General features: G+C 55.5%; 17 protein-coding genes. 13 read left to right on the top strand and 4 right to left on the bottom strand.

Annotated elements, in window-relative coordinates; all coding sequences use genetic code 11:
- Positions 1–100: 100 nt before the first annotated feature.
- Positions 101–586, bottom strand: coding sequence for an SsrA-binding protein SmpB (gene smpB / locus F6Y09_RS02225; RefSeq protein ID WP_152205291.1), 486 nt, complete (start codon positions 584–586; stop codon positions 101–103).
- Between the two features lie 173 nt (positions 587–759).
- On the opposite strand from smpB, the gene F6Y09_RS02220 reads away from it, so the two are divergent.
- Genes F6Y09_RS02220 through F6Y09_RS02210 form a run of 3 tightly spaced genes read left to right on the top strand, consistent with a single transcriptional unit; the run spans position 760 to position 3167 of the window.
- Complete coding sequence (locus F6Y09_RS02220) at positions 760–2388, top strand: sodium-dependent transporter (protein WP_152205290.1); 1629 nt, start codon at positions 760–762, stop codon at positions 2386–2388.
- 42 nt (positions 2389–2430) lie between these two features.
- Positions 2431–2865, top strand: a complete 435-nt coding sequence (locus F6Y09_RS02215; protein WP_152205289.1) for a type II toxin-antitoxin system RatA family toxin — start codon at positions 2431–2433, stop codon at positions 2863–2865.
- A 23-nt stretch (positions 2866–2888) separates the two neighbouring features.
- The gene (locus F6Y09_RS02210) at positions 2889–3167 is read left to right on the top strand and encodes an RnfH family protein (RefSeq protein ID WP_152205288.1); all 279 of its coding nucleotides are present in this window, start codon (positions 2889–2891) and stop codon (positions 3165–3167) included.
- 6 nt (positions 3168–3173) lie between these two features.
- Here the strand turns inward: F6Y09_RS02210 and F6Y09_RS02205 are convergent, their stop codons facing one another.
- Positions 3174–3503 (bottom strand): outer membrane protein assembly factor BamE, encoded by a 330-nt coding sequence (locus F6Y09_RS02205; RefSeq protein WP_152205287.1) that lies wholly within the window; start codon positions 3501–3503, stop codon positions 3174–3176.
- Between the two features lie 121 nt (positions 3504–3624).
- On the opposite strand from F6Y09_RS02205, the gene fur reads away from it, so the two are divergent.
- A complete protein-coding gene (fur, locus tag F6Y09_RS02200; protein ID WP_152205286.1) occupies positions 3625–4035 on the top strand; it encodes a ferric iron uptake transcriptional regulator in 411 nt (136 codons plus the stop codon).
- Between the two features lie 114 nt (positions 4036–4149).
- Here the strand turns inward: fur and recN are convergent, their stop codons facing one another.
- Positions 4150–5829, bottom strand: a complete 1680-nt coding sequence (gene recN, locus F6Y09_RS02195; RefSeq protein WP_152205285.1) for a DNA repair protein RecN — start codon at positions 5827–5829, stop codon at positions 4150–4152.
- A gap of 219 nt (positions 5830–6048) precedes the next feature.
- On the opposite strand from recN, the gene grpE reads away from it, so the two are divergent.
- From grpE to greA, 7 genes are all read left to right on the top strand, one after another.
- On the top strand, positions 6049–6672 hold the full coding sequence (gene grpE / locus F6Y09_RS02190; protein ID WP_152205284.1) for a nucleotide exchange factor GrpE: 624 nt from the start codon (positions 6049–6051) through the stop codon (positions 6670–6672).
- A 102-nt stretch (positions 6673–6774) separates the two neighbouring features.
- Positions 6775–8700, top strand: coding sequence for a molecular chaperone DnaK (gene dnaK / locus F6Y09_RS02185; RefSeq protein WP_152205283.1), 1926 nt, complete (start codon positions 6775–6777; stop codon positions 8698–8700).
- A 172-nt stretch (positions 8701–8872) separates the two neighbouring features.
- Positions 8873–10009 (top strand): molecular chaperone DnaJ, encoded by a 1137-nt coding sequence (gene dnaJ, locus F6Y09_RS02180; protein ID WP_152205282.1) that lies wholly within the window; start codon positions 8873–8875, stop codon positions 10007–10009.
- An 11-nt stretch (positions 10010–10020) separates the two neighbouring features.
- Complete coding sequence (gene dapB / locus F6Y09_RS02175) at positions 10021–10821, top strand: 4-hydroxy-tetrahydrodipicolinate reductase (RefSeq protein ID WP_152205281.1); 801 nt, start codon at positions 10021–10023, stop codon at positions 10819–10821.
- A gap of 244 nt (positions 10822–11065) precedes the next feature.
- A complete protein-coding gene (carA, locus tag F6Y09_RS02170) occupies positions 11066–12196 on the top strand; it encodes a glutamine-hydrolyzing carbamoyl-phosphate synthase small subunit (protein WP_152205280.1) in 1131 nt (376 codons plus the stop codon).
- A 76-nt stretch (positions 12197–12272) separates the two neighbouring features.
- Complete coding sequence (carB, locus tag F6Y09_RS02165) at positions 12273–15488, top strand: carbamoyl-phosphate synthase large subunit (RefSeq protein WP_152205279.1); 3216 nt, start codon at positions 12273–12275, stop codon at positions 15486–15488.
- A gap of 5 nt (positions 15489–15493) precedes the next feature.
- Positions 15494–15973 (top strand): transcription elongation factor GreA, encoded by a 480-nt coding sequence (gene greA / locus F6Y09_RS02160; RefSeq protein ID WP_152205278.1) that lies wholly within the window; start codon positions 15494–15496, stop codon positions 15971–15973.
- Positions 15974–16048: 75 nt separating this feature from the next.
- Here greA and yhbY read toward each other — a convergent pair whose 3' ends face one another.
- Positions 16049–16357: a ribosome assembly RNA-binding protein YhbY gene (gene yhbY / locus F6Y09_RS02155; protein WP_152205277.1), complete on the bottom strand. Its 309-nt coding sequence runs from the start codon at positions 16355–16357 to the stop codon at positions 16049–16051.
- 442 nt (positions 16358–16799) lie between these two features.
- On the opposite strand from yhbY, the gene F6Y09_RS20795 reads away from it, so the two are divergent.
- Together F6Y09_RS20795 and ftsH are read left to right on the top strand one after the other, a co-directional pair.
- Entirely contained in the window at positions 16800–16898 is a 99-nt protein-coding gene (locus F6Y09_RS20795) for an SAM-dependent methyltransferase (protein WP_246180258.1), read from the top strand.
- A gap of 126 nt (positions 16899–17024) precedes the next feature.
- Positions 17025–18965: an ATP-dependent zinc metalloprotease FtsH gene (gene ftsH, locus F6Y09_RS02145; protein ID WP_152205947.1), complete on the top strand. Its 1941-nt coding sequence runs from the start codon at positions 17025–17027 to the stop codon at positions 18963–18965.
- The last annotated feature ends 83 nt before the right edge of the window (positions 18966–19048 follow it).

Here is a 19048-nt window from a genome sequence, read left to right as displayed (position 1 = left end):
TTTGACGTATCGCTTACGGCAGGAAAACGCGCCCCCACCCGAGCAGGCCAGTATAGGTCGGACAACTGCAGGGGGAAAGAGGCTGTCTTGGCTACAGGTGTCAGGTGGTGGCGTTTGCGTCCCGCAGGATGCGCTGCTTCTGGCGGTTCCAGTCCCGTTCTTTCTCGGTGGCCCGCTTGTCAAATTGCTTCTTGCCCTTCACCAGGGCGATCTCGCATTTTACTTTGTTCTTTTTCCAGTAAAGCGCCAGCGGGATGCAGGTGTGGCCGGTCTGGTTCACCTGGCCGATCAACCGTCCGAGTTCCCGGGCATGAAGCAACAGCTTGCGGGTGCGGGTGGGATCCGCGATGACGTGGGTTGAGGCCGTGGTCAGGGGCATGAAATGCGCGCCCAGCAGAAACGCCTCGCCGTCTTTCAGCAGTATGTAGGCATCCGTTAGCTGCCCCTTGCCAGCGCGCAGGGATTTGACTTCCCAGCCCAGCAATACCACCCCCGCTTCAAAGCGTTCTTCGATGTGATATTCGTGCTTGGCCTTTTTGTTCAGGGCAATGGTGCCGCTGGACGTGCCCGGTTTCTTTTTACTCATGGATGCCCGATCTGGAGTTGCGGAATCCTGGAGGGATTCGTAAATTGGCCGTTATAAAGCCGAGCATTGTAGCGCAGTACTGCCGGTGTGGTCACGAAATCGGCTACGCAGGGCCATTAGCACATCCGTCCCTTTCGGCTACAATGTTATCTTACCAAGACTCAGGATGTTGAATGCCTATTCCCTACCATGCGGTGATTGGTTCCTGGACCGGGCGCTCGACGTTTTTCTGGGCGGCAACCGGTGCCACAGTCGGCCTCAGTAACCTGTGGAAGTTTCCGTATCTGGCCAGCAGCAATGGCGGCGGCTGGTTTGTGCTGATGTACATCGCTTGCCTGCTGCTGGTGACGCTGCCGCTGATGCTGACGGAGACTGCGGTGGGCCGAAGCACACGCCATGGGCTGATGCTGTCCCTTGATGGTCTAATCCGGTCGGTCAAAGTGTCCCGCTGCTGGATGTGGGCTGGCCGGCTCAGCATTGTTTCCGGTTTTCTGGTGCTGTCATTTACTGCGGTCATCGGCGGGATCTGTCTCGCCTACGTGTTTTTTGCTGCGCTGGGATTCTTTGTTGATGCGTCCGACGCGCAGATCAGCTCAATGCTTTCAGAGCTGGTGGAAGATCCGTCACAGTACCGGGATTTCATGGCATGGCATGTCTTGTTTCTGGTGCTGGTTATTGTGGTGTCTATACAGGGCGTTACAGAAGGTTTAGAGCGTGCTTTCCGGTTAATCATGCCCGCGTTTCTGTTGCTGCTGCTGGGATTGTTGGTCTACAGCTATCTTTACGGCGAGCTAAGCCGGGCGGCGGAGCATATGCTCGGCCTGCGCTCGGACCAGCTTGACTGGAACAGCCTGCAGCTGGCCCTGGCTCACGCGTTCTATACGTTAGGGCTGGGAATGGGGGTGTGGGTAGTGTTTGGCTCCTATATGCCCCCTGACTCCCCGCTCAAGCGCTCTGTCATCGCGGTGGTCCTGATGGATACGGTGATCGCGGTCATGGCCGGGTTGGTGATTTACGCTTTGGTCTTCCGCGGCGGGTCCGACGAGATGGGCCAAGGTTTCGGACTGGTGTTCCTTGCTCTTCCCGGCAGTCTTTCGGATGCCCCGTTCGGGCAGTTTGTGGCGACGGCTATGTTCGTTGCGGTTTTACTGGTGGCCTGGACGTCGACTCTTGCCCTGTTGGAACCCGTGATCGGCTGGTTTCAGGAATGGATTGGAGCCCCCAGAGGCTGGTCGGCTTTTCTGATCGGGGTGTTGGCCTGGCTGTCAGGGCTGGGAACACTCTACTCCTTCAATATCTGGTCAGACGTAACGCTGGCCGGCGGCACTATTTTCCGCTGGGTGGAATTGCTGGCCAGCGGTTTGCTGATTCCTTTGGTCAGTATCGCTATCGCGGTGTTTGTGGGTTGGAAATTGGGTAGGGTGAGAGCGCTCTCGCTGATAGGGCAAACGCCGGAATTGCTCTCGGTGATCTGGTTCTGGGTGCTCCGCTTGATATTGCCGCTGGTGATCGTTTATATCGGTGCATCCTATGGCGTATCGTCCGTTACCGCCATGTGCGATAACGATGAACGGGCATTCTGGTGCGAGCAGCCCGACAACGATTCCTCGGGTTTTCCCACAGGTATTGATGCCCCTCCCCCCATGCCATCACTGGAACCTATTGTTCCGGATCTGCCTCAGTCGCCGGGGCCGGTTCCTCTGGTTCCGGATTTACCGCCGCAGTCACCCCAGGTGATGGAGGAAGGGAGTGGTCGTGGTGATACCGCGCAGGAAGATGAATTGTTCTACCATAGCGTGTGATAATGAATCTCCATCGCTCTTGAACAGGACGCGCAGGCTTCTATGGCCCATCAGATTGATAAAAGCGCATTGGTTATGCACTCCGCCGAGCGCATGTTTGCACTGGTAAACGATATTTCCCGGTACCCGGAGTTTTTGCCCTGGTGCGCCTCTACCGAGGTCCATCAGCAGGATGACTCCGAAATTACGGCGTCGCTTGAGGTTGCCCGGGGTGGCATTCGCCAGCGTCTGACTACCCAGAATCAGCTTGTGGCTCCTCAGACGATTAATATGAAGCTCGTGGACGGGCCCTTTCAGAGCCTTCGGGGAGCTTGGCACTTTCAATCATTGGCGGATGACGCATGCAAGGTAATATTGCGACTCGAATTTGAATTTTCGGGCACGCTTTCCCGGATGACGTTCGGGCCGGTATTCAGTCAGGCCGCAAATACCATGGTAGATGCCTTCTGTCGTCGCGCAGACGAACTGTATAAATGATGTTGCCGGGCAGGTGAGAGGCTATGAAAGTTGAAGTGGCTTACGCAAAACCGGACAAGCAACAGATTCTGAAGGTGGATGTGCCCGAGGGCACCACCGCATTCAAGGCTGCGATGTTGTCCGGTATTGACGCGGTTTTTCCTGAGATTGATCTTGAAACAGTGGATATGGGAATTTTTGGCAAAGTGATAAAGGCGCCAAAATCCCATCAGCTGAGGGATGGCGACCGGGTTGAGCTATATCGGCCGCTCAGGATTGACCCCAAACAGGCACGGTTGAACCGGGCCAGAAAACAATCCTGAAGTTCTTCAGTAGGCAGGCGTCTCTTCCAGCAGTTGAGCTTCGTAGTTGGTGTAGACATCGTTTTCGTAATAGACAATCACCCGCTGTTCCTTGATCTCGCCACCACTCCGCTGGAAGGTGTAGGTATAGTATTCACGGCTCGGGTCTACCGGGTTCAGCATAATGGGCGAGCCAAGCACTGACCGGACCTGCTGCCGTGTCATGCCTTTTTCAAGCTGGGTGAGTTCTTTCTCCGTCAGGATGTTTCCCTGTTGCACATTGATTTTGTATACACCGGGGAAGGAGCAGCCGGCGAGAACAAGGGTGGTAAGGAGAAGTGCTGCAAGCTTTTGCATCAGTGGGGGAAATCCTCTATCTTTGAATCGCCTGCCAAGGGCAGGTGTGACACGGGTTAACCGGCTTTAGTGAAGGCTATGATACCGGAAGCCAAGGGTACACCAAAGAGTGAATAGCAACATGTCATCTGAAAACGTCGAATTACGCAAGGTAGGTCTGAAAGTTACGCTGCCCAGGGTTAAAATTTTCAACATTCTGGAGAACTCTGAGAATCACCACCTCAGCGCTGAAGATGTCTACAAACGACTTCTGGAGCAGGGTGACGACGTCGGCCTTGCGACTGTGTATCGGGTGTTGACGCAATTTGAAGCGGCAGGACTGGTTCTTCGTCACAACTTCGAGGGCGGCCATGCCGTGTTTGAGATGGCGGGCGATGACCACCACGATCACATGGTATGTACGCAAACGGGACAGGTGGTAGAGTTTTGCGATCCGGTGATCGAAGAGCGCCAGCAGAAAATTGCTGAAGAGCACGGCTTTGAAATTGTTGACCACAGCCTGATTCTTTACGTTAAACCCCGTAAGTCCTGAGCTGCCCCTCGCTGACGTTGTCAAGGTGATAAAAAAGGGTAGGCCCGAAGGCCTACCCGAAAATCTCTCAGGATCGAGAGGGGAATAGTGAAATCAGAGTGTTTATCGGAGTGTTTAGTGGTGGGTCGCCTGGCCCTTGCTGAACATTTCCTGGGCGTGAGCAATGGTTTGCTCCGTCATATCGACCCCACCCAGCATCCGGGCAACCTCCGTTACACGGCCATTGTCATCCAGGGGTTCGATTTTGGAGAAGGTCGCATCCTTTTCAGTGAATTTGCTGACAAACAGATGTTGATGGCATTGCGCGGCAACCTGTGGCAGGTGGGTAACGCAAAGCACCTGACCGCCTGAGCCCAAGGCGCGTAACAGCCGGCCTACCACTTCCGCGGTGCCGCCACCAATCCCGACGTCCACTTCATCGAATACCAGGGTCGGAGTCGTGGAGGTCTGGGCAACCACCACTTCTATGGCCAGACTGAGGCGCGACAGCTCACCGCCTGAGGCTACCTTCGCAAGCGGTCGTGCTGGCTGGCCCGCGTTAGTGCTGACCAGAAACTCAATATCCTCATAGCCGTGGGGCAATGGCTCGGCGTCGGTCTGTGTGTTCAGGTGAGTGATAAACTGAACAGCGGGCATACTGAGCTGTGTCAGCTCGGCAGCTATCTTCTGGTCAAGCTCACCGGCTGCATGCTGTCGCAGGCCTGAGAGCTCGCCGGCCAGTTCACGATAGGCACTCAGTTGTTCCGCAAGCTCTTCTTCCAGTTTCTCAATGCTGCCTTCCCCCTGGTCCAGTGAGGCAAGTTCTTCCGACAAGCGCTGATGAAGCTCCGGCAACTCCTCGGGCTGAATTCGGTGTTTACGGGCCATCTGATAAATCGCGCTCAGGCGCTCCTCCACGCTCGCCAGCCGCTGCGGGTCGGCATCATAGTCTTCGATGAAATGGCGTAGATTGTCCCCGGCTTCGGTCAGCTGAATATAGGCTTCATTGAGCATCTGCAGGGTTTCTGACAGGGCCGCGACCTCAACGGGCATCTGCTCCAGTTGGTTCAGGGCCTGCCGAACCATCTGGGCAGCATTGGTGTCGTCCTCGGTACATAACAGAGCGGCCTGCTGACTGCGCTGCAGTACGTCATCGGCATGGCTTAGTTGCGCCTGTTCTTCTTCCAGTTGAGTCTGTTCATTGGCTTCGAGCGCCAGGCGATCAAGCTCTTCAACCTGGTAGCGTAGCAATTGCAGCCGGGCTTCCGCTTCGTCGGCATTATGCTGGCGTTCGGTCAGGCGGTTCCGGGTTTTGTGCCAGGCTTTCCAGGCGGCTTTGACAGCCGGTGCCAGCGCCTGGGCGCCAGCGAATTCATCCAGTAGCTTGCGGTGGGTATCTTTCTGCAGCAGTGATTGATGCTGGTGCTGGCTGTGTATGTCCATCAAGGTGCTGCCCAGTTCGCGCAGGTGGCCAAGCGGACAGGGTTGCCCGTTAATGTAAGCGCGCGAGCGGCCGTCTTTGCTGATCACGCGTCTGAGAATGCAGTGGGCATCATCATCGAGATCATTCTGAATCAGCCAGGTGGTGGCTTCGGAAATGTTGGTGACATCAAAGATGGCCGTTATGTCTGCCCGTTTTGCTCCGTGCCTCACCGCGCCTGCATCTGCTCGGCCACCCATCACCAGCCCCAGCGCGTCCAGCACAATAGATTTACCTGCGCCGGTTTCACCTGTAAGTGCCGTCATGCCTCCATTGAACTGCAGTTCGACCCTTTCTGCTATGGCGTAGTTGGATACCGTCAGTTGTGTGAGCATGCCTTTCTCCTTCGGTGTGCTTCGCGCTGTTCATTGTGATGCCAGCACTGTTTTTACGTACAGTACATGTGAATATATACAGTGTTTTTGATGTTTGCAAATCATCGGTTTGTGATTTGTGTAAGGTTGAAACCGGACTAACCGGCCCCATATCCGACAACAAGTTATTAAAGATGGCCGGCGGTCGCCGGTTCAACATGATTTAAGCAGGAGTGATTCATGAGCGCGGACGAAAAACGCTACGACGATCCGGAGAAAGAGCTGAGAGACGCCATCAGCGAAGAGCCTGTGGAGCAACCGAAAAAATCGCAGCAGCCAACACCGCCCGAAGAAGCGTCAGAACTGACGACAGACGAGGTTGAGGCTCTGCGCGGGCAGGTTCAGGATTACCAGGAACAGATGCTCCGGACCCAGGCTGAAATGCAGAATGTGCGTCGCCGGGCCGAGATTGATGTCGAGAAGGCCCATAAATTCGCGGTCGAGAAATTTGTTAAGGAGCTGCTCCCGGTTGCGGACAGTCTCGAGAAAGCTGTTGAAAATACCGAAGGCAAAGAAACGGACAGCGAGCTGGTGGCGACGATACGTGAAGGCGCTGAGATGACGCTTGACCTGTTCATGAACAGCATCAGCAAATTCAACGTCGCTCAGATAAACCCGATCGGAGAGCCTTTTGATCCGCAGTTGCACGAAGCTATGTCGATGGTGCCTGCGCCGGATGCGGAACCGAACAGCGTAGTGGCTGTGGTCCAGAAGGGTTACACCCTGAATGGACGTCTGGTACGTCCGGCCATGGTGGTGGTTGCCAAGGCCCAGGATGCACCAAAAATCGATGAGCAGGCTTGAAAAGTCGAATGTGGCGCCAATATATGCACTAAACGGCACCCGCGCTGAATAGAACGGATCGTAAGCCCAAAACCAGATTGAACTACGAATTGGAGCGAATCAATGAGCAAAATTATCGGTATTGACCTGGGTACAACCAACTCCTGTGTTGCCATCATGGATGGCGACAAGGTCAAAGTTATTGAAAACGCAGAGGGTGACCGCACCACGCCGTCCATTATTGCCTACACCGATGACGGCGAGATCCTGGTCGGGCAGTCAGCAAAGCGCCAGGCGGTTACCAACCCTCATAACACGCTTTATGCCATCAAGCGTCTGATTGGCCGTCGCTTTGAAGACAGTGTCGTGCAGAAAGACATCAAGATGGTGCCTTACAAAATCTCCAAGGCAGACAACGGCGATGCCTGGGTTGAAGTGAAAGGCGAGAAAATGGCGCCGCCGCAGGTGGCTGCTGAAATTCTCAAGAAGATGAAGAAGACGGCAGAAGACTATCTGGGTGAGAAGGTGACCGAAGCGGTTATCACCGTTCCCGCTTATTTCAATGACAGCCAGCGTCAGGCCACCAAAGACGCCGGCCGGATCGCCGGGCTGGACGTGAAGCGGATTATTAACGAGCCCACCGCCGCTGCGCTCGCCTACGGTATGGACAAGAAGAGCGGTGATCGCACCGTCGCTGTCTATGACCTGGGTGGTGGTACCTTTGATATCTCCATCATCGAAATCGCCGATGTTGATGGTGAGCACCAGTTTGAAGTGTTGGCCACCAATGGCGACACCTTCTTGGGTGGTGAAGATTTCGATATGAAAATCATCGAATTCCTTGCCGACCAGTTCAAGAAAGACAGCGGCATTGATCTGCGCGGTGATTCCCTGGCGATGCAGCGTCTGAAAGAAGCGGCCGAGAAGGCGAAAATCGAGCTTTCCAGCAGCCAGCAGACCGACGTAAACCTGCCTTATGTTACGGCTGATGCCAGCGGTCCGAAGCACATGAATGTGAAACTGACCCGTGCCAAGCTCGAATCACTGGTTGAAGAGCTGGTCGAGCGCAGCCTGGCGCCGTGTAAAGTGGCGCTGGAAGACTCTGGCATGAAGAGCAGCGAGATTGAAGAAGTGATTCTGGTCGGTGGCCAGACCCGCATGCCGCTGGTTCAGGAAAAAGTTAAAGCCTTCTTCGGCAAAGAAGCCCGTAAAGACGTTAACCCTGACGAAGCTGTAGCCGTCGGTGCTGCCATTCAGGCCGCGGTGCTGTCCGGCGACGTCAAGGATGTGTTGCTGCTGGACGTGACGCCATTGACCCTGGGTATCGAGACCATGGGTGGTGTTGCAACGCCACTGATCGAGAAGAACACCACAATCCCGACCAAGAAGTCGCAGACCTTCTCGACCGCCGACGATAACCAGACTGCGGTTACCATCCACGTGGTCCAGGGGGAGCGTAAGCAGGCTGCCCAGAACAAGTCTCTGGGACGTTTCGATCTGGCCGATATCCCACCGGCCTCACGGGGTGTGCCGCAGATCGAGGTCACCTTTGATATTGATGCCAACGGTATTCTGAACGTGTCTGCCAAAGACAAGGCAACCGGTAAAGAGCAGTCGATCGTCATCAAGGCCTCTTCCGGCCTCAATGAGGAAGAGATCGAGAAAATGGTTCGTGACGCTGAAGCGAATGCGGACGAAGACCGCAAATTCGAAGAGCTGGTCACCGTGCGAAATCAGGGTGACGCCATGGTTCACAGCGTTCGCAAGACGCTGAATGAAGCTGGCGACAAGGTCAGTGCGGACGATAAGGAAGCCATTGAGACCGCCATCAAGGAGCTGGAAGAAGCTTTGACCGGCACCGATAAGGATGCCATCGAAGCCAAGACCCAGAAGCTCACCGAAGCGTCTTCTGAAATGGCTCAGAAAATGTACGCGGATCAGGCCGGGCAAGCTCAAGAAGCAGAAGGTCAGGGCGCTGAGCAAAGTGGTGCCAAGGATGATGCCGTGGATGCTGAGTTCGAGGAGGTCAAAGACGAAGACAAACGCTAAACAAGGCGATTGTCAGTCTGGAAAAACGCGGGGAGTTCTCCCCGCGTTTTCCGCGTTCTAAAGGATGCCCGTCGGGTATCCCGTGTGGTGGGGAAAAGCCCTGCTGCGTTTTCGAACCAGAATGATGATGTTCCGGCCTCACGCTGCCGGCACAAAAAACAGGGTTTAAAGCATGGCCAAGCGCGATTATTACGAGATTCTGGGTGTCGCCCGGGATGCGGATGAGAAAGACATCAAGCGAGCTTATCGTAAGCTTGCAATGAAGTATCACCCGGACAGAAATTCCGACGATGCAGACTCCGATAACAAGTTCAAGGAAGCCAGTGAGGCTTACGAAGTGCTTGCGGATTCATCGAAGCGTGGCGCTTATGACCAGTTCGGCCATGCGGGTGTTGATGGGCAGGCTGGTGGTGCCGGAGGCTTCGGTGGCGCTGGGGGCAGTTTCTCGGACATTTTCGGCGATGTGTTTGGCGATATCTTTGGTGGCGGCGGCGGGAGCCGGGGTCGCACCACTCGTGGTGCAGATCTTCGCTACACCCTTGAGCTTGACCTGGAAGAGGCGGTCAAAGGGACGACTGTCAAGATTCGCGTACCAGGCCACGTTGAGTGCAACACCTGTGACGGTTCCGGGGCGGAAAAAGGCTCTCGCCCGGAGAACTGCAGTACCTGTAATGGTATGGGTCAGGTAAGGATGCAGCAGGGTTTCTTCACGGTTCAGCAGGCCTGCCCGACCTGTCGGGGCGCCGGTCAGATTATCAAGAATCCCTGTAAGGTGTGCCGGGGCGCTGGCCGGGTTGAGGAGCAGAAAACACTGTCTGTGAAAGTGCCGCCGGGCGTGGATACCGGTGATCGTATTCGTCTGACCGGGGAAGGCGAGATGGGCATGGATGGTGGCCCGGCAGGCGATCTGTATGTGCAGGTCGCGGTACGTGAACATTCCATATTCACCCGGGATGGCCGGAACCTGTATTGTGAAGTGCCGATCAGCATTGTTGATGCTGCTCTGGGCGGCGAACTCGAGGTGCCAACACTGGACGGTCGGGTCAAACTGAAGATCCCGCCAGAGACCCAGACCGGCAAGCTGTTCCGTCTCAGAAACAAGGGCGTGGCGCCAGTACGCGGTGGTCCGGCGGGTGATCTGTTATGTCGGGTGATGGTGGAAACGCCTGTTAATCTGACCAAGCGCCAGAAAGAATTGCTTGAGGAGTTCCAGGGCACGCTGGATGACAGCAGTAGCGGCCGGCATGGCCCCAAGAAGACCTCCTGGTTTGAAGGTGTTAAAAGTTTCTTCGACGAAATGAAGTTTTAAGGACAGTCATCATGAGGGTAGCGATAACCGGAGCAGCAGGGCGCATGGGCAAGGTCCTGATTGAAGCGGTGCAGGATGCGGATGGCGTTACCCTGGGGGCCGCCATTGTCAATCCGGACAGTTCACTTATCGGCGCCGATGCCGGGGAAATTGCCGGCGTAGGCAAGCTTGGTGTGTTGATGGTTGGCAGCCTTGACGAAGCTGTTGCTAATTTCGATGTTCTGATCGATTTCACTTTCCCGGACCTGACCCTCGAGAATCTCGCCTACTGCAAAGAGCATGGCAAGCAGATGGTGATTGGCACCACCGGCTTGACCGAGTCTGAAAAACTCCAGCTTGGGGCAGCTTCGGAGTCTGTGCCGGTGGTGTTTGCGCCCAATATGAGTGTAGGGGTCAACGTTGCGCTGAATCTGTTAAAAACCGCGGCCGAAGCCCTGGGTGACGACTATGATGTTGAAATCATAGAAACCCATCACCGTCACAAAAAAGACGCGCCTTCCGGCACGGCGGTTCGCATGGGGGAGGTGGTTGCGGGCGCTCTCGGCCGGGATCTCAAAGAGTGTGCGGTTTATGGCCGGGAAGGCTTCACAGGTGAGCGTTCGCGAACAGAGATCGGTTTTGAGACTGTACGGGCCGGTGATGTGGTCGGTGATCACACGGTGCTGTTTGCAGGTATCGGGGAACGGCTTGAAATCACCCACAAGGCAAGCAGCCGGATGACCTTCGCCAAAGGTGCGGTGCGCGCCGCTCAGTGGCTGGCCGACAAGCCGGCCGGCCTGTACGACATGCAGGATGTGCTTTCCCTGAAGTAGCCCTGGCAGCGAGCAGGACATTAGCCGTGGACACAGACCGCCCATTTTCTTACAATAAGGCGGTTTAACTGCACCAAGCGTAGCCTGAAAAGCTAGCATCGAAAAAGCGAGAGAGGTTTCAGTACCCCTCTCGCTTTTTTGCGACCTGAATTTGCGCTTGCGTTCCTGTTCGTGACGTTGGAGTCCACTGTTTGCAGGGCTCGATTCGGAACTGACGATACGCCACTCGATGAGGATACAAGCCTTGAGCACACCAGCAATCCTTGCACTCGCAGACGGCAGCCTGTTTTACGGTATCGCCATAGGCGCTGACGGAGAAACCAGCGGCGAGGTTGTCTTTAACACTGCCATGACCGGGTATCAGGAAATCCTGACCGACCCTTCCTATTCGCGCCAGATTGTCACCCTGACCTATCCCCACATCGGCAACACCGGAGTCAACGAGGAAGACGTCGAGTCTGATCGTATCCAGGCTGCCGGGCTGGTAATTCGGGATTTGCCATTATTGGCCAGCAACTGGCGCTCCACCAAAACCCTTGATCAGTACCTGCGGGATAACAATGTTGTTGGCATCGCCGATATCGATACTCGTCGGCTAACCCGAATTCTGCGAGACAAGGGTTCCCAGAGCGGAGCCGTCGTGGCGGGTGCTGGTGCGACTGCCGAGCGGGCACTGGAGCTGGCAAACGCCTTCCCGGGCCTCAAGGGTATGGATCTGGCAAAAGAAGTCAGTGCACAGAAAACGTGGAAATGGGACCAGACCGAATGGGATCTGGATTCTGGCTATGGCTTGCGTGCAAACACACGGTTCAACGTGGTGGCCTGGGATTACGGGATAAAGTTCAACATCCTGCGCATGCTCGCCTCTCGCGGCTGCGACGTCACCATTGTGCCTGCGACCACATCGGCGGCGGACGTTCTGGCGATGGCGCCGGACGGTATCTTCCTGTCCAACGGCCCCGGTGATCCGGAACCCTGTGATTACGCCATACAGGCAATCCGGGAAGTGCTTGAAACTGAAATCCCGATCTTTGGTATCTGTCTCGGTCACCAGCTGTTAGCCCTGGCCAGTGGTGCCAGGACGCTCAAAATGGGACACGGGCACCATGGTGCAAACCATCCGGTCCAGAATCTCGCCACCGGAAAGGTGATGATCACCAGTCAGAACCACGGCTTTGCCGTGGATGAGGCCAGCTTGCCGGACAATCTGGAGGTTACCTACAAGTCACTTTTTGACGGCACTCTGCAGGGCATCCGGCGCAAGGACAAGCCGGCATTCAGTTTTCAGGGACATCCGGAAGCAAGCCCGGGCCCCCACGATGTGGCGCCCCTGTTTGATGAGTTTGTCCGACTGATGGAAGAGCGAGTGGCCTGATTGCGGGTCTTCCACCGTTTCACAGCCGCGTTCTGCGCTGCATGAACTTATAGTTTGCTGACAGGTTTACAACGAAATGCCAAAGCGTACCGACATCAAAAGCATTCTTATCCTGGGTGCCGGCCCCATCGTCATCGGCCAGGCCTGTGAGTTTGACTATTCCGGAGCGCAGGCCTGCAAGGCCCTGCGGGAAGAGGGTTTTCGCGTCATCCTGGTCAACTCCAACCCGGCCACCATCATGACCGACCCGGCGATGGCCGACGCGACCTATATCGAGCCGATTACCTGGAAAACCGTCGCCAAGATTATAGAGTGCGAAAAACCCGATGCGTTGCTGCCTACCATGGGCGGACAAACTGCTCTGAACTGCGCGCTGGACCTTGAGAAGCACGGTGTATTGAAGGAACACGGTGTTGAAATGATCGGCGCCAATGCGGACACCATCGACAAGGCCGAAGATCGCGACCGGTTTGATAAGGCGATGAAGGCCATTAACCTGGATACGCCCAGGGCGTCGATTGCGCATTCCATGGCAGAAGCCTTCCAGGTACTGGACAGCATTGGTTTCCCCTGCATTATCCGCCCGTCCTTTACCATGGGTGGGTCCGGTGGTGGTATTGCCTATAACCGCGATGAGTTTGAAGAGATCTGCACCCGCGGTCTGGATCTTTCCCCCACCAATGAGCTGTTGATCGACGAGTCGCTGATCGGCTGGAAAGAGTACGAGATGGAAGTGGTGCGTGACCGCAACGACAACTGCATCATCATCTGTACGATCGAGAATTTCGACGCCATGGGTGTTCACACCGGCGACTCCATCACTGTGGCACCTGCCCAGACTTTGACGGATAAAGAATATCAGATCATGCGGAACGCCTCTTTGGCGGTACTGCGTGAAATCGGTGTGGAAACCGGCGGTTCCAACGTCCAGTTCGGTATCAATCCGGAAAACGGCCGTATGGTGGTGATCGAGATGAACCCCAGGGTTTCACGATCGTCGGCACTGGCATCCAAGGCCACCGGTTTTCCTATTGCCAAGGTCGCTGCCAAGTTGGCGGTGGGCTACACTCTCGATGAGCTCCAGAACGAAATCACCGGCGGGATTACACCGGCGTCGTTCGAACCCAGCATCGACTACGTCGTTACCAAAATTCCTCGTTTTACCTTCGAGAAGTTCCCGCAAGCGGACGCGCGTCTCACGACCCAGATGAAATCCGTGGGTGAAGTTATGGCCATTGGCCGGACGTTTCAGGAGTCGGTACAGAAAGCGTTACGTGGGCTGGAAGTCGGGTCCGAGGGCTTTGAGGAAATGGTTGACCTGTCCACCAAGGACGGCTGTGAGAACCTGACCCGTGAACTTAACGTTCCCGGTGCCGAGCGCATCTGGTATATCGGCGACGCGTTTCGCAAGGGTATGTCGGTAGATGAGGTGTTCCAGCATACCAAGGTTGACCCCTGGTATCTGGCCCAGATCGAGGATCTGATCCGGGAAGAGGCCGAGCTCAAGACGGCCGGTAAGGCGGATATTGATCACAAAACGTTGTTCCGCCTCAAACGCAAGGGCTTTTCCGACGGCCGGATTGCCACACTGCTGGGCATCTCCGAGGTCAGCCTGCGCAAACTGCGCCATGAACTGAATATCCGCCCGGTCTACAAGCGCGTGGATACCTGCGCGGCTGAGTTTGCCTCTTCCACGGCGTATATGTATTCGACCTATGAGGAAGAATGCGAGGCGGAGCCGACGGATCGCGAGAAAATTGTCGTTATCGGTGGCGGGCCGAATCGCATCGGCCAGGGTATCGAGTTCGATTATTGTTGTGTGCATGCGGCTCTGGCCATGCGGGAAGATGGCTACGAGACCATCATGATCAACTGCAATCCGGAAACCGTGTCCACGGATTACGATACTTCCGACCGGTTGTACTTCGAACCCATAACCCTTGAAGATGTGCTGGAAATTATTCACATCGAGAAGCCCAAGGGTGTGATCGTCCAATACGGTGGCCAAACCCCGCTGAAACTGGCCCGGGGCCTCGAAGCCGCCGGTGTGCCCATCATTGGTACCAGCCCCGATGCGATTGACCGTGCTGAGGATCGGGAGCGGTTTCAGCAGATGATTACCCGGCTCAACCTGCTTCAGCCTGAGAACGCCACCGTGCGAAGCCACGAAGAGGGCCTTCTGGCCGCCCGTGAAATAGGTTATCCGTTAGTGGTGCGCCCGTCTTATGTTCTGGGTGGCCGCGCCATGGAAATTGTCTATGATGAAGCCGAGCTGGTGCGTTATATGCGTAACGCCGTGCTGGTTTCCAATGACAGCCCGGTATTGCTGGATCACTTCCTGAATGCTGCCATCGAGGTTGATATTGATGCCATCTGCGACGGCAAGGATGTGGTCATTGGTGGCATCATGCAGCACATCGAACAGGCGGGGGTTCATTCCGGTGATTCGGCGTGTTCACTTCCGCCCTACACGTTGCCGGCAGCCGTGCAGGACGAAATGCGGGAAACTGTTCGCAAGATGGCCCTGGAGCTCGATGTTGTTGGCCTGATGAATGTGCAGTTGGCATGGCAGGATGACAAGGTTTACGTTATTGAAGTGAATCCGCGAGCGTCCCGAACAGTGCCGTTTGTGTCAAAGGCCATCGGTGTCTCGCTTGCGAAAATCGCGGCACGCTGCATGGCGGGTAAATCTTTGGCAGAACAGAACTTCACCAAGGAGATCATACCTACGCATTTTGCGGTGAAGGAGTCGGTGTTCCCGTTCAGTAAGTTCCCGGCGGTGGACCCGATTCTGGGGCCGGAAATGAAGTCCACCGGCGAAGTGATGGGTATTGGCGACAGCTTTGATGAGGCTTTTGCCAAGGCTGCATTGGCAGCGGGCGAGTGCCTGCCGGTGCAGGGCACTGCTTTCATTTCGGTTCGGGATGTGGATAAGCCCGGCGCGCTCAAAGTGGCTCGGGATCTGGTAGCTGCAGGCTTCAAATTGGTCGCCACCACCGGTACGGCGGAATCGCTACGCGCTGCAGGCATTGCCGTCGAACGGGTCAACAAGATGCGCGAGGGCCGGCCGCACATTGTTGATGCGATCAAAAATAACCAGATCCAGTTGATTATCAATACCACAGAAGGCCGCAAGGCAATATCGGACTCAGCCCAGATTCGCCAGTCCGCCTTGCAGCGCAAAGTGGCCTATACAACGACTCTGGCGGGGGGTGAAGCTTTCTGCCGGGCAATTAATTTTGGGCCTGAGAGAACGGTACGCCGGCTCCAGGAACTGCACACAGGAAAGTGAATGTTATGACAACCCGAGTTCCAATGACCGTCAAGGGCGAAGCCAACCTTCGAGAAGAGCTCAAACAGCTTAAATCTGAGGATCGTCCCCGGGTAATTGCGGCAATCGCCACCGCCCGAGAACATGGTGATCTGAAAGAAAATGCCGAGTATCATGCGGCGCGCGAGCAGCAAAGCTTTATGGAAGGGCGGATTCAGGAAATTGAATCCAAGCTGTCCGTAGCCCAGGTTATTGATGTCACCACTATCGAAAATACCGGCAAGGTGATTTTCGGTGTGACCGTGCATCTTTTGAATGTGGATACGGACGAGCAGGTTCACTACCAGATTTGCGGTGAGGATGAGGCGGATATCAAGGCCGGCCGGTTGTCTGTGTCGTCGCCGATTGCCCGGGCATTGATCGGTAAGAGCGAAGGCGATGTAGTCGCCATTCGCGTACCCTCGGGCACCGTCGAGTATGAAATTGAGAAAGTGGAGCACGTTTAGGCTTATTCGAAAGCGCTAAAAAGCCGGCACAGGTCTTCCTGATGCCGGCTTTTTTAATGCTTGTTCCGACCCGATCTACTGAGTGCGCTGCAGGTTCGACAGCTTGGGGTTGGGCTTGGCGGCGCGGCGCATAATCACGGCAATCTTGCCGATGCTTTGCACCAGTTGGGCTCCCGAGGCTTTGCAAAGCGCGTCGGTAAGTTCCTGGCGCTGCTCCCGGTCCGGGCTGGCAATTTTCACTTTGATTAATTCGTGGTCATTCAGAGCCCGGTCAAGTTCCTGCTGAAGGTTCTCTGTCAGGCCCTTGTCGCCGATTATTACTACCGGCTTCAGGTTGTGGGCAATCGCCCGGTATTCGCGACGCTGTTCAGGCGACAGGCTCATAATTCAATCTCTTGATGGAGGTTATTGATAAAATGCCGGCGACACCCTGGCCGCCAAATCCGTATTATAGTGAGATTGTATCAGAGTCCGCCGGTGGTTAAATTGCCGATACCACTTATGGTGGCGTTCATTCAGGAATCCCGGGCCGGAGGTGCAGAGGGGGTCGCTCAAAATCCAGCGACCGCTGGCTCAGGGAACATTTTGACGGTACCTGGGTCAAAGGTTTTCAAGCTGATGGGTTGGAATTATCGGGATGTCGGCGTACTGACGTTGTAATTTCAGATATGGCACCCAATATTAGTAGTATGGCTTCGGTAGGCATCCCGAAAGCCTTGGGTTTGATTGAACTGGCTCTGGATATGACTCGGCAAGTACTTGCTCCATAAGGAGTGTTTGTAATGAGTGTATTTCAGGGTAAGGTTTCGAAGCATTGTTGGCGGCTATGCGTCAGTCGTTCAGCAGCGTGGTAAGTCGAAAACCGGATTCATCCCGGGCGCGTTCCCGGGAGGTATATCAGGTCTGTAAAGGTTTCAAAGGTTGACGCACGCCTTGGGGTCGATACGGATGGGCTGTTTCTGGTGGACAGGCGTACAAGTAGTGTAAGGTGTCGAAAGAGGTCTGTCTGACACGCAACCTTTCAATTCACAGGTGACGATCCTTGAACGATATGGCAAAAAATCTGGTTTTATGGCTCATAATAGCCGCCGTGCTACTGATGGTGTTTCAGAACTTCACACCGACAACCACCGGTCAGCAAGTTAATTACTCGCAGTTCGTACAGATGGTCCAAGAGGGACAAGTACGGCAAGTCACCATAGATGGCCTGAAAATCCAGGGCACGTCGGGCGATAACAGCCGTTTCGAAACGATTCGGCCCCAGGTGCCTGACAACAAGCTGATGGATGATCTGCTGGCGAACGATGTTGAAATCATCGGTAAGGAGCCAGAGCGTCAGAGCATCTGGACCCAGCTTCTGGTCGCTGCTTTCCCGATCCTGATCATAATTGCTCTTTTCGTGTTCTTTATGCGTCAAATGCAAGGCGGTGGCGGTGGCAAAGGACCGATGTCCTTTGGCAAAAGCAAAGCCCGCCTGATGAGCGAAGATCAGATCAAGACGACCTTCGCAGACGTGGCCGGTGTTGATGAGGCCAAAGAAGACGTCAAGGAAATCGTCGATTTCCTTCGGGATCCCAGCAAGTTTCAGCGTCTCGGTGGACGTATTCCGAAAGGCGTGTTGATGGTGGGGTCGCCTGGTACCGGTAAGACATTGCTTGCCAAGGCAATTGCAGGCGAAGCCAAGGTTCCCTTCTTCTCGATCTCGGGTTCTGATTTCGTCGAGATGTTCGTGGGCGTGGGTGCATCCCGGGTCCGGGACATGTTTGAGCAGGCCAAGAAGCAAAGCCCGTGCATTATCTTCATTGACGAGATTGATGCGGTGGGTCGTCATCGTGGTGCTGGCATGGGTGGTGGTCACGATGAGCGTGAGCAAACACTCAACCAGCTGCTGGTGGAGATGGACGGATTCGAGGGCAACGAAGGCGTTATCGTCATTGCCGCCACCAACCGTCCGGATGTGCTTGATCCGGCCCTGCTTCGCCCGGGCCGCTTTGACCGCCAGGTCGTGGTGAGTTTGCCAGACATCATTGGTCGCGAGCAGATCCTCAAGGTGCACATGAAGAAAGTGCCCCTGGCAGATGGTGTGGAGCCTGCCCTGATTGCGCGAGGCACGCCTGGTTTCTCGGGTGCTGATCTTGCCAACCTGATCAACGAGGCCGCCTTGTTCGCGGCCCGCCGTAACCAGCGCTTGGTCACCATGGAAGAGCTGGAGCTGGCAAAAGATAAGATCATGATGGGCGCTGAACGTAAGTCCATGGTGATGAACGAGAAAGAAAAGCTGAACACGGCTTATCATGAATCCGGCCATGCCATCATCGGGCGCCTGATGCCTGAACATGATCCAGTCTATAAGGTCAGTATTATTCCCCGGGGCAGGGCACTGGGTGTGACCATGTTCTTGCCTGAAGAGGACAAGTACAGCCACAGCAAGCGCTTCCTGATTGGTCAGATCTGCAGCTTGTTTGGTGGTCGTTTGGCCGAGGAGTTGACGCTTGGTTTTGATGGTGTAACAACTGGTGCCTCCAATGACATCGAGCGGGCGACGAAACTTGCCCGTAACATGGTCACCCGTTGGGGTCTGTCGGAAAAGTTGGGGCCATTGCAGTACGACACCGACAGTGAGGAACCTTTCCTGGGCCGCTCAGCCGGGCAGGCCCAGACGGTTTACTCGCCTGAAACTGCTCAGCGTATCGACGAGGAAGTTCGTAGCATCATCGATGAGTGTTATGAGAAGGCTCGTCAGTTACTGACTGATAACCGGGACAAGCTTGATAACATGGCTGACGCCCTGATGAAGTATGAAACCATCGACCGGCTACAAATCGATGACATCATGGAAGGCCGCACGCCGCGCCCGCCGAAGGGTTGGAATGACAGAGGCCCCAGTGGTGGTGTGCCGGTGGAAGGGTCGGATGGCCGGTCGACGCCTGAAGGCTCCCCGGACGAAGGTCGCCCGACTGGTGGCGTTGGTCGGCCGGCGGGAGAGCACTAGACGAGTTCGCTGCCACAGGCCAGACGGGAAGTTTCGCAGAGCCTGTTTGTGACAGCACCCACTAAACGCCGCCCTTGTTACGG

Source organism: Marinobacter changyiensis (assembly GCF_009193265.1).
GTDB lineage: Bacteria > Pseudomonadota > Gammaproteobacteria > Pseudomonadales > Oleiphilaceae > Marinobacter > Marinobacter changyiensis.
Note: the sequence above shows the minus strand (reverse complement) of the source record. Positions and strands in the feature narration are given on the sequence as shown.